Genomic DNA, 16299 nt, shown 5'->3' with positions numbered 1-16299 from the left:
TTTAATTTATATAAATAACAGATAAAATGGAGGAAATAAAAATGAGAATGTATGATTATTTAGTACCAAGCGTAAACTTTATGGGAGCAAACTCAATAACTGTAGTTGGAGAAAGATGTAAAATCTTAGGTGGAAAAAAAGCTCTTATAGTTACAGATAAATTCTTAAGAAGCATGAAAGGTGGAGCTGTTGAATTAACAGAGAAATACCTTAAAGAAGCAGGAATAGAAGTTGCTTACTATGATGGAGTAGAACCAAACCCAAAAGATACTAACGTAAAAGACGGATTATAAGTATTCAAAAACGAAAACTGTGATATGATCGTAACAGTTGGTGGAGGAAGCTCACACGACTGCGGTAAAGGAATCGGTATCGCTGCAACTCACGAAGGAGATTTATATGACTATGCAGGTATAGAAACTTTAACTAATGCATTACCTCCAATCGTTGCTGTAAACACAACTGCTGGAACTGCATCAGAAGTTACAAGACACTGCGTTATCACAAACACAAAAACTAAAGTTAAATTCGTTATCGTAAGCTGGAGAAACCTTCCTCAAGTTTCAATAAACGACCCAATATTAATGGTTGGAAAACCTGCTGGATTAACTGCTGCAACAGGAATGGACGCTTTAACTCACGCTGTTGAAGCTTACGTATCAAAAGATGCTAACCCTGTAACAGATGCTGCTGCTATCCAAGCTATCAAATTAATATCACAAAACTTAAGACAAGCTGTAGCACTAGGAGAAAACTTAGTAGCTAGAGAAAACATGGCTTACGGTTCATTACTTGCAGGTATGGCATTTAACAATGCAAACTTAGGATATGTTCACGCTATGGCTCACCAATTAGGTGGATTATATGACATGCCACACGGAGTAGCAAACGCTATGTTATTACCACACGTATGTAAATACAACTTAATAGCTAACCCTCAAAAATTCGCTGATATAGCTGAGTTTATGGGAGAAAATATCACTGGATTATCAGTAATGGACGCTGCACAAAAAGCAATCGATGCTATGTTCAGATTATCACAAGATATCGGAATCCCAGCTAGATTAAGAGATAAAGGAATCAAAGAAGAAGATTTCGAATACATGGCTGAAATGGCACTTAAAGATGGAAATGCTTTCTCAAACCCAAGAAAAGGTAACGAAAGAGACATCGTTGAAATATTCAAAGCTGCATTCTAATTGGAAAATAGCTTAAAGTAAACATTAATAAATTAAAAATAACGCACGATATATAGATTTTAAACAACAACAACATATAACAACAAACATAAAACCACTTTGCTTCATGCAAGGTGGTTTTTATGTATTTGAAAGTATAAGGATTTGTAGAAAAATGGGTAAGTTAAATTAAAATATTTTATAAGCTAAAACTACAGGTATTTAGCTGTAGCATAGGGCTTAAATAATAGCCTTCTCTATACAATAATAAAAAAATTAAAATCCTAAAAAAACTACAACATTGTTACGAGAAATTATTGGTACAAGGGATTTTCGCTATATGTGGGTAAATTTTTGATGTTTTGGACAAGTAAAAATTATTTTGACAAACTATAAAAACTAAATCATAGTAGACAAGTAGTTATACTAAGGACAAGCTATTGAAATATACTTGTATTAGGATTAAAGTAAAAGTAAAACTAAATTACTTTTATACAAAAAATAGAGCTTATAAGATTAGATAAAATAGTATGTTTTTCATAGGATCCTTCGTAAATATAAACAAACCAATTCAAATAAACTTGAAGATATTTTGTAGCAACGCTTCTAAATTTTCTAAGCCATCTTCTTAAATTCAATATAAAATCAGAACAATTACTAAGTAAAATTTCACTTTCTTCTTTAGAAATTTCTAGTTCTTTATTTTTATGAAGAGAGTAGTTTAATTTTTTTGATACAAGATAAGAAAATCTATCTTTACCTGGCAGGAAATAAGTATTAAATACAGGATTAAACTCATTTAATAAATTCTCTATAGATTCCTTTGTAGGGCTCATAGAATCAAAGGATATCTTAGCTAGAGAGTAATTGTTTTTGTTAATAGTTGTAGCTACAAAGATATTTTTTCTTCTAGAAATAGTGCAAACAGGGGGAGTCTTTTGGCCCTTAAAGTTTTCTAAGAACTTAGTATGTCTCATAGCTGTAACTATATGAGTTCTTCTAGAATCTGTATAAGTTTCTATATGTTTAAGTATTTTATGTCTCCATCTAAACGATGTTTCTATGCAGATATTTAATCTATATGCACAATCCCGTATTGTAGCACCAGATAGCATAAGACGAGTGTATTTATCCCAAAGGTTTACGCTTTTTCTAGTGTTATGCCAGACAAGTCCAGTTCCTTCATTAAAAGTTTTAAGACAATCTTTGCATTGGTACCTTTGGACATTCCTATATTTACCGTATTTAATAAAATGTTTTGAATCGCAATGGGGACAAGCCTGTGTATGTACCATAATCTCACCTCGAAAAATTCTGAAATTTTTAGTTATTTTGATTATGGACATAAAAAAGTGCCTTTATTCAGGTGATTTTAGTAAAATACCAACAAAGAAGCAAAACAATGTTGTAGTGGAAGTGAGAATTACTATAAAACTATATTAGTGGAGGTGCCTTGAAATATTTAACATACTATTTTAAAAAAGGAATATTATGTTAAAATGGTATTGAGTATATTGGGCAAGGGGCATACCTTACAAGAGTCAAAAATAGTACAGAAAAATAAGGAGGGGTGCCATATGATTAAAAAGTTTATTAAACATATGAGAAGAAGATTTAGTGGTATTACCTTAAATATTGGCATAATTGGATTTAACTTTGATAGTGTTGGCTCTTGTCGAGTATATTATTTAAAGTGAATAAATTATATGATAAATCTAAGTTCTAATGAAATTTAATACTATTTAAAGGAGTGGTAGGAAGTTTGAAATTTATAATAGAACCATTTAAAGGAGCTAAACCAATACTATTTAATATGACTAGTAAAGAGATAGAAGCGATAGTTTCTATTAAACCGTTTAAATTTGTAAAGACTGATGAAGATAGTGTAATTACAGATGACTTTGAAAAATTTCATATATATTATGATGATGAATATATATGTCAAGGTATAGAAATATTTGAAGAAGATAATAGTGTTTATTTCCAAGACAAAGATTTATTTAATATGACGTTTAAAGAAATAGAGAAATTGTTTAAAAATAGTGATAACGAAATTGAATATGACGAAGGGATTACTTCAAAAAAGTTCGGTATAAGTATTTATGCACCTGATTATAAAGAAGAACCTAATAGTAAAGTTGAAGCGATTTTTATTTTTTCTAAAGATTATTAAAAATAAAGAGAAAATGTACTTAAAACATTTTCTCTTTTAAGATAAATCCAGATGCTGTATTATATATTATTAATATCTTTAACTATTAAAGTTTTTTGTGCAGGAGTTAAGTTTTCATATTCTTTTTTTAGAGCATCTTTATTTTTATCAGTAACATTTTCTAGTTTTTTATTAAATTCATCTGCTATTTTAAAGTCATTATCTACAGATTCTTTAGTTTCTCCGTATGCTTTTAATGTAGCTAAAGATACTAATAGTTTTTCTTTGTTAGATACTTTATCTTGATCTTCTTTAGATAACTTTTCAAAATCTTCATTTACCTTATCTACTTCTGACTTTTGGTTTTCAGTAAGATAAGCTGGATTTGGCAATTTATCTATTGATTCTTTTACAGTATCAACAGTTATACCAGAAGTTTCGCAGCCAACTAACCCAAAAGAAAAAATAGAAAGACATAAAACTAAAAATAAAGCTTTTTTATTAAGTTTAGTATTTTTCATAAAAATCCCCCCTATAATTTAGAATTATGCTTAACAGGAGTTTGAGCAGTAGTTGCAACGATTAATTTATCATTTAACTCTTTAGTTTTCTCTTGAGCATAATTTGCCATTTTTTCAGTATATTTGTTCATCTCTTCAGAAGCTTTTTTAGGGTCTTTTTTAACTAAATCTTTAAAATGCTCAGTATTTTTATCTAATTCCTCATCAAGTTTTGCTTCTAAAGCAGTACTTAAAGGTTTAGTATACATTCCTTGAAACCTATCATAATAAGGCTTAGTCATAGCCGCAGCTTTTCTGTAAGTCCAATAAGCTGATTCATCATCAGGCTTGTTAGTTCCTTTTTGATAATCTTTAGGTGTTTCTGTTATACCAGAGTAGAAAGGAACATAAGTGCTTCTATCTGATACTCCTAAAGCTAAGTATTGAATACAGCCTACTTCTTTAGGTAAGTTTTGTTTACATTGAATTATGTGTGATTCCATAGTTTGAGGAACACTTATAGGTCTATATTGATCTTTGTATTCTCCAAACGGATCATAAGGAGTTCCATCAAAGTGAGAACGCAAAACGGTTTTAACATCGTCTACAGAAACTTTTTGATCAGGTTTTAAGAAAGTTTCAAAATCATGGCTTGTGATTTTTTGCTCCTTTGAGGGAGTTAAAATTCTTTGCCCATCCCACATCCTTGGATAATTATATTTTGCATCTTCTTCATTATCAGTTCCGTAAGCTAGCTTAAAACTAAATCCGCCATCAGTTTTATCATTATAAAGTCCATTATCTTTTGCAAACTCTATTAAATCTTTAGAACCTAAAAAGTTTTCAGTATCATTTAAATCAACGTTTCCTATAACTAGTTTGTTTGGAATAACTGCATAGCAATCATCAGGAACTCTTCTAGCTACCCAGTGGTGTCCAGAACCATTTTCTACATACCATATTTCATTTTTATCAGATATTATAGTTCCATTTACCTCACTAGCTCCTTTAGTTTCTATTATTTTTCCTAGAAGCTCAGCTCCTTCTCTTGCAGTTTTAGCTCTTCCTAAAAGGATTGTAGCTATAGAATCTTCCCCAATACCGTTTTCTACTAAGGGGTCAGCCTTTAAAGCTTTATCGTTTGCAGTAGCACTCTCAGTAGCACTAACGCAAACACCATTAGTATTTATCCCATCTTCATAATAGTTACCAGCACTTTGATCCCAATCTGGAGTTGCTGTGTATTTAAGGGTTTCTTTTGGCATAGGGTATGTAAATCCATTTCCTTTAGATACATACATAGCACCATCTTTAAAAGTTTCGCTTGGTATTACTACAAAGCGTTTAGTCCAAGCTGTTTTAGCATCCTCATTTCTAGCTATAATTGTAGAACCATCTACAGTTGCATCTTTGCCTACTAAAACAGTAGTGCAAGCATAAGTTGCAAGAGGAATTGTTGCAGTTATAATTAATGTAGAAATAAGTGAAATTAAAAATTTTTTTAACATATTATCACCTCTCATACCTTCTGTAATTTAATTTTATTCCTCTAAAATTACCAAAACAATAAAAATAATAAACGTTTACACTAAGTTTTGCTTTTAAAGTTTAAAGAGAAAACTTTATAAAAAATATCTTTTAAAAATTTGTCTAATTTATATAAAAGTGCGGGAAAAATTTTAAAATAAATACAATACCTTTATAAAAAGCACAGAAAATGTTAAATGTTCGCTATATATGAACAAAATATAAACAAATTCATTGACATGTCACAATTTGTTAAATTAAAATGAATTTAAAGATTGGATTTTTAAAGAAATACAATATATGGTTAAAAATTATTATTTATTACTACATATAGTTTAAACGCAGTAAGGGTTATATCAAAGAAAAGGGAAGATTATAATTAAAAATTATAATATAAATTGAATATCTTAAGGGGAGAAGTGAAGGTATGAAAAGAAAATTTTTAGCAATGGCACTTGCAACTGTTATGACAGCTTCTATTTTTGTAGGCTGTGGTAGTGACAAAAAGGAAGGGGCTTCTGATAAAGATACTGCTAAGTTAGTAACTGAAATTAAAGAGCCTGTAACTATTGAAATGTGGCACTACATGAATGGAAAACAACAGGAAGTATTAAATGGTCTTATTGATGAGTTCAATAAAACTAATGGAAAAAATATAACTGTTAAAGGGGTAAGCCAAGGTTCTATTCCAGATTTAAATAAAAAGGTTGTAACAGCTTCACAATCAAATTCATTACCAGCTATAATAAACGTTTATCCAGACGTAGTTACTGGTTTAATTGAAGGTGGGAAAATTTTTGATTTATCAGGGTATGTAAATAGTCCTGAAGTAGGAATGGCATAATATATTAAAAACGACTTTATTCCATCATTTGTAGAAGAAGTTAGTCAATGGGAAGGTAAGCAATATGGAATGCCTTTAACAAAATCTACAGAAGTAGTTTATGTTAACAAAACTCTTTTAGAAAAGCTTGGATATAAAGTAGAAGATATTCAAAACATGACAATGGATAAATTAATATAAGTATCTAAAAAAGCAAAAGAGAAACTAGATATTCCAGGATTCGGTTTTGACAGTAGTTCAAATGCTTTCATTTCATCATTAAAGATGGATGGAAAAGATTTCGTTGAAATAGACGGTAAAGTTAATGTAGATAATGAGTGGGTTAAAGAATATATGAAATTCTACCAAGAAAACAACCAAAAAGGATATTTAAGAATTCCAGGAGAAGATAAATACCTTTCAGGTCCTTTCTCAAACCAAAAAGTTTTAATGTACCAAGGTTCAACAGCAGGTGCATCACATATTAAAACTGATGGTAAGTTTGAAATCGCTGTAGTTGAAGCTCCAGTATTTAAAGATAAGAAAAATGCAGTTATCCAACAAGGTGCTTCATTATTTGTAACAAACGATGTTAAAGCAGAGCAGCAATATGCAGCTTATGAGTTCATCAAATTCATGACAAACAAAGAAAACAGTGCAAAATTCGCTGTAGAAACTGGATACTTACCAGTTAGAAAATCATCAGCAGATACAGATACAGTTAAAAAAGCTATAGAGAAAAAAGATTCATTATACGGTGCAATCTATCCAGTAGCTCAAAAATCTTTAGAGTATTCTTACTACACACCAGCTGTAAACAATGCTCAATCAGCTAGAAATGTAGCTATGGAAAAATATGATGCATTTATGAAAGGCGACATAAAAGATATAGATACTTTTGTTAAAGAATTACAAGCAGACGTTACTACTTCAATAGGTAGAAAATAAATTATAATAAGAGTCAATGTTTCTAATTAAAGAAGCATTGGCTCTTTTTACATGTAAAAATTGGAGTAAGTGAATATATACTAAGAGAAAGTAAAGATAAGAAAATAATAAAGTTAATTATAGTATTGTATATGAGGTTTGTATTAAAAAAACAAGAAATGATAAAATAGAGAGAGAGCAAGTCCTATTATTTAAAGAAATAAGACCCTTAAAAAGAATAATGATATAGCAAGAAAATAAAATTAAAGTGAGGAAATTTAATGGAAATAAACAAAGAGGTTGTTGAGAGAATAAAAAAAATTAAATGGTTTCAAAATTGTAGATGTAACTTGGGTATAGAACTTATATATGATGTAAGTTATGAAAAAAATATAGACAGTTTAATTAAGCTTATTAGTAGTACCGGATGGGAAAATATAAGTTTGGAAGAACAGAATAGATTAACAGAGTATTTATTTAAGAATTATCCTGATAAATATCATCAAGTATGGAATGACGTGGTTAGAGATATAACGAAAAATATATTGCCAGGGATTAAAGAAAATATAATAAATAATGCAAAGGAATTTAAGTTAAATAAAGAGGAAATTGTATCTCAGATAGAATGGGATATACTTGGGATAATAATGGCATACACTTATTATAACTATATGAAGCCAACTTTCTATGGGGAAATACTTAAAATATATGAAATTGGTAATATCCCTTGTGGATGGAAAGGAACATATCCTAATGGTAAGATAATAGTTTATTAAGGGAGTGGATTAAATGAATATATTAAAGGAGTTAAGTAGTAATTATAGAATAGATGCAAGTAAATCAGCTTCAAATAATAAAGAAATAGAAAAATTAATTAAATTCTCAAAGTTACAAATTCCAGAAGATTTTTTGGAAGTAATAAGAGAGTTAACAGAGGTAGAAATTAATGTTGATGGAGAAAAATATATTAGAATATGGGGAGCAGATGGCTGCATAGAAATGAATGAAGCATATAACATACAAGAAAGCATACCAAATTCATTAGCAATAGCTGATGATGAAGGTGGTAATGCATTAATTTATACAGAAGGTAAAAATGGACTAGGGTTGTATGTAATATCATTTAGTGATTTGGATGTTGATGAATTGAAATATGTAGCAGAATCTTTAAGTGATTTACTAATAAATAATACTGGTATAGATGTCATAAAGAATTGTTAGAATAATACTAAATTCATAAAAATAAGATTTAAGTACAATATACAAAAACAACCTATAGTAGTATAGAAAATGTTATATTATATAAATAATATAGGAAAAGATAAATGGTAGATAGAATCTATAAATATAACATTTTATTTTAATCTAAAGTAGATCTACATATTAAGAAAAAACCCCAGTCTTTGTGACTGGGGCTTTTTTAATCTTCTGTTCTTATATAAGTTACTTGAACTATATCTCCAAAAGTCTCTTTTTTGATTAAAGATAATTGAGTTAAAGGTCTATTATCTTTAAATAAAGATATTCCACCACCTAGTATAGTTGGAATTATTGAGACTATGTATTCATCTATTAGGTTTTGTTTTATAAATTCGTCGATAAGTTCAGCTCCGCCTAAAAGCCAAATATCTCTACCTTCATTTTTTCTTATGTCCTTTAAGAATTCAGCTGCATTTCTGTTTACAACTTTAATATTCTCACAAGCCTTTTGTAGAGTTTGTGAAAATACATAGGCATCCATATCTTTGTATGGCCAGTTTCCAAAGGTTAAAATTTGCTCATAGCTCTTTCTACCCATGATTACAGTATCTACAGTTTGAGAAAACTCACAAAAACCATTATCGCTACCGTCGCCTTGAACTTGATTAAGCCAATCCACGCCGCCATTAATATCTGCTATATATCCGTCTAAAGACATTGCAACATACAGTACACATTTTCTTTTATCCATAAGTCTTCCTCCTAAACGACAATAATGCATTTATTATAGCATCTAAATGATTTGTAGCCTAGAGGTAAATTAATAATAAATTATTAATAATATTTACTAATCATGACCTATAATATCTTTAATTTCATTTTTATAAGGATCAGCTTTAGCACCAAAGATTGCTTGAATTCCGTTTCCAACTTCAACCACTCCAGCTGCACCTAAATCTTTAAGGGCATCTTTATCAACCTTACCTTTATCATTAACTTCAACTCTAAGTCTAGTTATACAAGCATCGACACTTACGATATTTTCTTCTCCACCTAAAGCAGCTAAAACTAAAGGTGCATTATCTTTAATTTCGTTTCCGGTAGAAGCAGCTCTAGATAAACCTACAGCGCCAGCTGCAGCTGTTGCTCCTGCGATTCCAGACTTTTCTATAAAGTCTGCCTTACTATAAAGCTTATCTTCTGAAGATTCATCTCTTCCTGGAGTTTTTAAATCTAGTTTTTTAATTAAGAAAAGGAATACGAAGTAATAAACTATAGCGTAAGCTATACCTACTAAAACTATCATAAGCCAGTTAGTTGGAACTCCAGCACCAGAAGGTAATAGTCCAAATAAAGTAAAGTCAATTATACCTCCAGAGAAGGTCATTCCAACAAATACGTTTAGCAGATCCATAAGTAAAAAGGATATCCCAGCTAAGACGGCATGAACTACGTAAAGTGCAGGTGCAACAAAAAGGAATGTAAACTCTATAGGTTCAGTAATACCTGTAAGCATAGCTGTAATTCCAGCAGAAAGTAAAAGAGAACCTACTATCTTCTTTTTAGAAGGAAGGGCAGCTCGATACATAGCAAAGGCAGCAGCAGGTAGACCAAATATCATAAATGGGAATTTACCTGCCATAAACCTAGTAGTTCCAGAAACTACAGTTCTCATAGTTTCAGAACTTGCACCTACTAAATCGTTAAGGCTTGATAATTGAGCAAAGTATGCAGTATTAGCACCATCTATAACTTTCCAAGCGCCATCTACTAGGATGTTTGCTTGAACGAAAGAACCAAACCAAAATGGAGTATAAAATACGTGATGAAGTCCAAATGGAATTAAAGACCTCTCAATAAGTCCGTAGAAGAAGGTTCCTATAAATCCAGCTTCACGAACAAACTCAGCAAGAAGAGAAATACCATCTTGAACTAAAGGCCAAAGGAAGGCTAAAAGAGCGCCAACAAAGGCCATAACTATAGAAGTTATTATAGGGACAAACCTAGCTCCTGCAAAAAAGCCAAGTATTTGAGGAAGTTCTATTCTATGATACCTGTTATGTAAAATAGCAGTTATAATTCCTGAAATAATACCGCCAAACACAGACATATTAAGAGTAAAGATTCCAAGGTTTGTAGTTACGTACGCACCGTAATCTCCTACAGCATCCTTTGTTACTACACCTAGTTGTGTGTAGCCTAGTGAAAGAAGTGTTGAGATAACTTGATTCATTATAAGGAATCCAAAAACAGAAGCTAAGGCTGCTGTTCCTTTGTCTTTGTTTGCAAGACCTATAGCTACTCCAACAGAGAAAAGTAAAGGCAAGTTACCAAATACGATATCTCCAATATTTTTCATTATAGTTAATATAGAGGTAACTACTGGGATGTTTACGAAGGAGATTAATGGCTCGTAGATGGAAGGGGCATTATCGAGTCCAGCTATACCTAGTAAGGCACCACCAATTCCAAGCAGTATTCCTGCTATAGGTAAAGCTGCAATTGGTAGCATAATAGCTTTCCCTATTCTTTGTAAAGTTTGTAACATTTTAAATCCTCCTTTAAAATAATCTAAATATAAAATATTTTACAAAGGGTAGTATGTGCAAAAGTTAGGACTTAAATACAAAACATGTTTCTTTTTATATATAAAAAAAGTGGCTTTAGCCACGATATCTAATAACCTCTCTTTTTTAATTTGTAAACCCATATTGAAGTATTTACATTCAAGATCGTGATAACTGTAAATTTTATGCTTTTCTACACATTAAAAAAAGTGGCTTTAGCCACGATATCTAATAACTTCTCTTTTTTAATTTGAAAACCCTTATTGAATTATTTAAATTCAAGTTCTTGATAACTTAAAATTTTATGTTATTCTACACATTAAAAAAGAAGAGCTAATAATAGCTCTTCTTTACCAAAAAGGGTTTAACACAATTTAAAATTTATGCTGTTATATATTTAAGGTTTTGACTAATTATTTTGGCGAAAAGTTTAGTCAATTCCTAGAATGTCTTTAATTTCGTTTTTGTAAGCATCAGCTTTAGCTCCGAAGATAGCTTGAACTCCGTTACCAACTTCAACAACTCCAGCTGCGCCTAAATCTTTAAGTGAATCTTTTTCTACTTTTGATTTATCTTTAACTTCAACTCTTAATCTAGTGATACAAGCGTCAACACTTACTATGTTTTCTTCACCGCCTAGTGCAGCTAAAACAAGTGGTGCATTATCTTTTATTTCATTACCAGATTTTTTAACAGTTTCCTTTGAACCGTTTGGTGCAATACCTTTAGATTCTTGGAATTCTTTTTTGCTGTGTAATTTAACTTCTTCTCCTTCTTCTTCTCTACCTGGAGTTTTTAAGTTAAACTTCTTAATTAAGAATGTGAATAAGAAGTAGTAGATAACAGCGTAAACTAATCCTACGATAATAATCCAGTACCAGTTAGTTGGAACTCCAGCACCAGCTGGTAATAAACCAAATAGTGAGAAGTCGATAAATCCACCTGAGAATGTCATACCAACAAATACATTTAAGATATCCATAAGCATAAATGAGATACCAGCTAATACACAGTGTACAGCATATAATGCAGGTGCAACGAATAAGAATGTAAATTCAAGTGGCTCTGTTATACCAGTTAAGAATGAAGTAACACCAGCTGAAATCATAAGTGATGCAACTAATTTCTTTTTGCTAGGTTTTGCGCATCTGTACATTGCAAATGCAGCAGCAGGTAAACCAAACATCATGAATGGGAATTTACCAGCCATAAATCTAGTAGTTCCTGAAACTACTTGTGCCATAGTTTGAGTGCTAGCTCCAACTAAGTCTGACATGCTTGATAATTGAGCAAAGTATGCAGTGTTAGCACCATCTATAATAGTGTTAGCACCATTTATAATAACGTCTGCTTGAACAAATGATCCAAACCAGAATGGTGTGTAGAATACGTGATGTAATCCAAATGGAATAAGTGCTCTTTCAATTACTCCATAGAAGAAAGTTCCTATAAATCCAGCTTCTTTAACTAAGTTAGCTAGTCCCATAATTCCATTTTGTACAAATGGCCAAGCGAATGCTAAAACTCCACCAACTAAAGCCATAACTAATGCAGTAACTATAGGTACAAATCTAGCACCTGAGAAGAAACCGATAACAGCTGGTAATTGAATGTTGTAGAACTTGTTATGAAGCATTGCAGTTATTATACCAGTTATAATACCTCCAAACACTGACATGTTAAGTGTGAATATACCAACGTTTGTAGTAACGTAAGTTCCGTATTCACCAACATTACCAGGAGTTAATACTCCAAGTTGAGTAACACCTAAAGCTAAAAGTGTTGAAATAACTTGATTCATTACTAAGAAACCAAATACTGAAGCAAGACCTGCAGTACCTTTGTCTTTGTTAGCAAGACCAACTGCAACACCTACAGCAAATAAAATTGGAAGGTTTCCAAAAACTATATCCCCAACATTTTTCATAACAGTTAAAATTGCTGTAACAGCTGGGATTGTTATAAATGAGATTAATGGTTCATATACTGATGGTGGATTTTTAAGTCCAGCTATACCTAATAAGGCACCACCAACACCAAGTAAAATACCTGCGATTGGTAAAGCTGCAATTGGAAGCATGATTGCTTTACCTATTCTTTGAAGCGTTTGTAACATAAATAAGTCCTCCTTATATAAATTAATATAAAAAAATAAATAAATAGTAAACCAAAACATATGCTTGTCTTAAAAAAGCAAAACAAAAAAGACTTAAATGAAACTACAGGCTTTAAGGAGATATAAACATATAAAATATCTCTTAAAAACTGCTTTAACAGAATCATTTAAGTCTTGCCTAATTCAATAGTAACAAGCTAATTATTTAGTTTGTACCTAGATAATATCATGAAAACGTTTTGTTGTAAATACCTATTTTAAAATTTTTGTAACAAAATTTTAATAATATAAATAATATATATTGATGTGATTTTGTTAGGCAGAAGATCTCCTTTACTTAATTTAAATAAACCGAGCAGTTTAGCTTGGTTTATTTTTTTTAGAGATAATACAACAATAATAAATAAAAAATACTCTTTTATAATAATAGAAGAGGTAATATTTTAAATTTCACATAAATAAAGATATGTTTAAAAATTATGTAGAATATAAAACATAATATTAAAAATAAATGCAAGGAGTAGGCTTTATTTATAAAGGTTAGGATAATTAAATTTAAAAATAAAGAAAAAATAAAGAAATTACAGTTAAAATATAGATGCATAAAGGTTCAAAATCGGTTAAAAAGAGGAGGAAAAGGGTGAAAAGCATGTATAATATTAGTTTAAATTGTTATAAAATCAATGTAAATTGTATTTGAAAAAGAGATAAAATTAGTATAAAATAAGGTTAAACGATGTTCAAAATATGCTAGAGAGGAGAAGATAATATAATGCAAAAAAGTGATATAAGGCTATATTACAAGAATCAATTAGAGTTAGGATATGCTTTAAGAGATTATATAGACGCATATTTTCAAGATAAAGTACAAGACGCAGAATTAGAAGAAAAAATTCTTTCAGTTATAGAAGCAAATAAAACTAAGTTTTATAAAGGGGAGGCTATAGCTCAAAAGCCAAAGCAAATCTTAGGTAAGGCGAGGTTAGATATCCTAAATAACATACTTAGTAAGAATAGTAAGGGGGGGGACAAATGAAGAAGGTAGCTGTTTTAAATAACAAGGGTGGTGTTGGAAAAAGCACTGTAGCTGTACAAATTTCACACGGATTAGCTAAACTTGGATTTAAAGTAGTTTTAGTTGACTTAGATGGTCAGAATGATTCAAGCTTATTTTTAGGAATTTCAGAAGATAAGTATAATAAAACATTCTATGATTTAATTAATAAAAGAGACAACGTCGACTTAAAAGATTGCATAATAAGTGCAAGAGAAGGTTTAGATCTTATTCCAAACTCTCATATAGAAGAAATAAATTCAGAATTTTATAGAGAAACTAGAATTGATTTAGTACTTAATGAAAAATTAGCGGGTCTTGAAGACTTAGGATACGATTACGTAATTGTTGACTGTGGACCTCAAAGAACTAAGATAAACGATGCAGTTTTATGCTATGTAGATCACATAGTTATGCCAGTTCAAGTTGAGGCGGCAGCTGTTAGAGCATGCGGAAGTATCTACGAATATCTTTCAGATTTAAGATTAACTCCTGAAAAGATTTCACTTATAATTCCAAACATGTACGATAAAAGAACAAAGGATGCTAAAGAGAACCTTAACTTCTTACACGAGTTCTTCGGAGATGAAGGAATAGTTACAGACCCAATTAATAGAAGAGTTAAAATAACTGAAGCTGGAAAAATGGGTAAAACTGTTTTTGAATATGATGAAGAAGCAGCTAACCAATTCTTCAAGGTTCTTGAAAGGCTGGTGGGAAGCATTGCCTAAAGGAAAGATGGATATTAATCAGAACTTTGAAATGCTTAAAGCTCAAATGCAAGCTAAAAGAAAAAAGGCAGAAGAGCAAAGCAAAACCAAGGAAGAAGATAAGGTTAATGACATTGTTCAAAATGAAGAACCTGCTGCAAATAAAAAACCTAAAGCTAAAAAAGCTAAAAAGCAAGTAATAAAAGAAGAAATTATTAAAGAAGAACCTGTACGTAGTGAGGTAGAAATACCTGTAAAAGCTGCAAAATCTTCAGTTGAAATAGTAGAAGAAAAAGAAGAACCAAAAAAAGTAGCAGTTGATACTTTGAAGAGTTTAGACGAAGCTAAATATATAGACGAATCCTCTAAAAACTCTAATACTCAGCCTTTAGAGGAATACGAAGAGGAAATAGTAGAACCTGTAGCACCTATTAAAAGGGAAGTCTATAAAGAGGACGAGCCTGTATATAGAGAAGAAAAATCAAGGGAAGCATCAGTTAAAATTACTATTAAAAAGATAGAAAAACCTGAAGCTCCTAAGAGAGCAACTTATTACCTAATGAATGATACTATAAAGAAAATTGAAAAAATTTCTAAGATAACAGGAATGGGTAAGTCTAAACTAGTTCAAACTTTATTAGACCAAGCATTAGAAAATCTTGAAATAGAAAAATAAAAAGATATTGCGCTAATTTTAGTGCAATATCTTTTTTTTTATAAGTTTTTATTTTTCAATATAATATGCAAAAATTAAGTCTATTACAATCATAAGATTAGTTCTAGGGGTTATATCATAGCCGTTTAAGGTAGATTTTTCAGTATAAGTTGTAATTGGGAAAGTAACTAGGTTCCAAAGTGTAGAATCGGGGTTATTAACTATGCAGGCTGTTTTTATATTTCTGTAACTTAACTTTTGAGCTAGATTAGTTAAAGTTTTAGTTTCGCCGCTATTTGATAAAAATATTATTAAGTCTCCAAAGGGAGCTTTTTCTAAAAGGTCAATTATATGAGATTCATATACATACATTGTAGGTTTTGAAGCTTGCATAAGTAGCTTTGAGAAATATTCACCTATAGGCTTTGTAAGTCCGACACTTACTATAATTACTCTATTTGAAAGTTTAATTTCTCTTGATAAATTTTGTAGACTATTTAAGTTAATACTATTTACAGAACGGGTAATTGAACTTTTAAGTTCATCTATAGAACTTAAAAAGTTTTTATCAGAGTCTAAAGTTTCTTTAATGATGAATTTTAACTGAGAGAATCCAGAAAGTCCTAGTTTTTTACACATCCTAATAATTGTAGTTGTAGAGACGTTATTAATTTCTGCGATTTTTATTAAGGAAATGTCACTAGCTCTTTTTAGATCCTCATTAATAAAATAAAAAACATATTTTTCAGAATGACTTAAATTATTGATTTTGTCTTTAAAGTTATTTATGAATTTATTCATAAGTTAAATCCTTTCAATATTATGTAAAAATATTACAGTACAATTGTACATCTACTGTATAACTATATCTATATTTTATATGATATAAA

At 30.4% G+C, this 16299-nt stretch carries 15 protein-coding genes and 1 pseudogene; 9 read left to right on the top strand and 7 right to left on the bottom strand.

What is annotated here, in order from left to right:
- The first annotated feature begins 35 nt into the window (after positions 1-35).
- Positions 36-1199: pseudogene (dhaT, locus tag M4I33_RS06465) on the top strand (1,3-propanediol dehydrogenase).
- A 458-nt stretch (positions 1200-1657) separates the two neighbouring features.
- Here dhaT and M4I33_RS06460 read toward each other — a convergent pair.
- Positions 1658-2473: a hypothetical protein gene (locus M4I33_RS06460; protein WP_257916041.1), complete on the bottom strand. Its 816-nt coding sequence runs from the start codon at positions 2471-2473 to the stop codon at positions 1658-1660.
- Positions 2474-2940: 467 nt separating this feature from the next.
- Between M4I33_RS06460 and M4I33_RS06455 the strand changes: the two genes are divergently transcribed.
- Positions 2941-3351 (top strand): hypothetical protein, encoded by a 411-nt coding sequence (locus tag M4I33_RS06455; RefSeq protein WP_257916040.1) that lies wholly within the window; start codon positions 2941-2943, stop codon positions 3349-3351.
- Positions 3352-3410: 59 nt separating this feature from the next.
- Here M4I33_RS06455 and M4I33_RS06450 read toward each other — a convergent pair whose 3' ends face one another.
- Both M4I33_RS06450 and M4I33_RS06445 read right to left on the bottom strand, forming a co-directional pair.
- Entirely contained in the window at positions 3411-3851 is a 441-nt protein-coding gene (locus M4I33_RS06450) for a hypothetical protein (protein ID WP_257916039.1), read from the bottom strand.
- 11 nt (positions 3852-3862) lie between these two features.
- A complete protein-coding gene (locus tag M4I33_RS06445; RefSeq protein ID WP_257916038.1) occupies positions 3863-5338 on the bottom strand; it encodes a C69 family dipeptidase in 1476 nt (491 codons plus the stop codon).
- A gap of 446 nt (positions 5339-5784) precedes the next feature.
- Between M4I33_RS06445 and M4I33_RS06440 the strand changes: the two genes are divergently transcribed.
- From M4I33_RS06440 to M4I33_RS06425, 4 genes are all read left to right on the top strand, one after another.
- Complete coding sequence (locus M4I33_RS06440; protein WP_257916037.1) at positions 5785-6201, top strand: hypothetical protein; 417 nt, start codon at positions 5785-5787, stop codon at positions 6199-6201.
- 210 nt (positions 6202-6411) lie between these two features.
- The gene (locus tag M4I33_RS06435) at positions 6412-7128 is read left to right on the top strand and encodes an extracellular solute-binding protein (protein ID WP_374707698.1); all 717 of its coding nucleotides are present in this window, start codon (positions 6412-6414) and stop codon (positions 7126-7128) included.
- A 260-nt stretch (positions 7129-7388) separates the two neighbouring features.
- The gene (locus M4I33_RS06430) at positions 7389-7883 is read left to right on the top strand and encodes a hypothetical protein (RefSeq protein WP_257916036.1); all 495 of its coding nucleotides are present in this window, start codon (positions 7389-7391) and stop codon (positions 7881-7883) included.
- Between the two features lie 13 nt (positions 7884-7896).
- Complete coding sequence (locus M4I33_RS06425; protein ID WP_257916035.1) at positions 7897-8328, top strand: SMI1/KNR4 family protein; 432 nt, start codon at positions 7897-7899, stop codon at positions 8326-8328.
- Positions 8329-8527: 199 nt separating this feature from the next.
- Here the strand turns inward: M4I33_RS06425 and M4I33_RS06420 are convergent, their stop codons facing one another.
- The 3 genes from M4I33_RS06420 to M4I33_RS06410 all read right to left on the bottom strand — a co-directional run bounded on the left by M4I33_RS06420 (position 8528) and on the right by M4I33_RS06410 (position 12990).
- Complete coding sequence (locus tag M4I33_RS06420) at positions 8528-9058, bottom strand: dihydrofolate reductase family protein (protein ID WP_257916034.1); 531 nt, start codon at positions 9056-9058, stop codon at positions 8528-8530.
- A 96-nt stretch (positions 9059-9154) separates the two neighbouring features.
- Positions 9155-10855, bottom strand: a complete 1701-nt coding sequence (locus M4I33_RS06415; RefSeq protein ID WP_257916033.1) for a PTS transporter subunit EIIC — start codon at positions 10853-10855, stop codon at positions 9155-9157.
- A 449-nt stretch (positions 10856-11304) separates the two neighbouring features.
- Positions 11305-12990 carry a PTS transporter subunit EIIC gene (locus tag M4I33_RS06410; protein WP_194191526.1) on the bottom strand — a complete coding sequence of 562 codons (1686 nt, stop codon included), beginning with the start codon at positions 12988-12990 and terminating at the stop codon, positions 11305-11307.
- Positions 12991-13762: 772 nt separating this feature from the next.
- Here M4I33_RS06410 and M4I33_RS06405 point away from each other — a divergent pair.
- From M4I33_RS06405 to M4I33_RS06395, 3 genes are read left to right on the top strand one after another with little or no spacing between them, the layout of a single operon-like run.
- On the top strand, positions 13763-14026 hold the full coding sequence (locus M4I33_RS06405; protein ID WP_194191527.1) for a TIGR04540 family protein: 264 nt from the start codon (positions 13763-13765) through the stop codon (positions 14024-14026).
- The gene (locus M4I33_RS06400) at positions 14023-14775 is read left to right on the top strand and encodes a ParA family protein (protein ID WP_194191528.1); all 753 of its coding nucleotides are present in this window, start codon (positions 14023-14025) and stop codon (positions 14773-14775) included. Before M4I33_RS06405 ends, M4I33_RS06400 begins: the two co-directional genes overlap by 4 nt.
- Complete coding sequence (locus M4I33_RS06395) at positions 14768-15430, top strand: hypothetical protein (protein WP_257916032.1); 663 nt, start codon at positions 14768-14770, stop codon at positions 15428-15430. The genes M4I33_RS06400 and M4I33_RS06395 overlap by 8 nt, the downstream gene beginning before the upstream one ends.
- 48 nt (positions 15431-15478) lie before the next feature.
- Here M4I33_RS06395 and M4I33_RS06390 read toward each other — a convergent pair whose 3' ends face one another.
- A complete protein-coding gene (locus M4I33_RS06390; protein ID WP_194191530.1) occupies positions 15479-16210 on the bottom strand; it encodes a MurR/RpiR family transcriptional regulator in 732 nt (243 codons plus the stop codon).
- Positions 16211-16299 lie beyond the last annotated feature (89 nt).

Source organism: Clostridium sp. LY3-2 (assembly GCF_024705715.1).
Lineage (GTDB): Bacteria > Bacillota > Clostridia > Clostridiales > Clostridiaceae > Clostridium.
The sequence above is the reverse complement of the archived record's forward strand: the minus strand, read 5'-3'. Positions and strand labels throughout refer to the sequence as shown.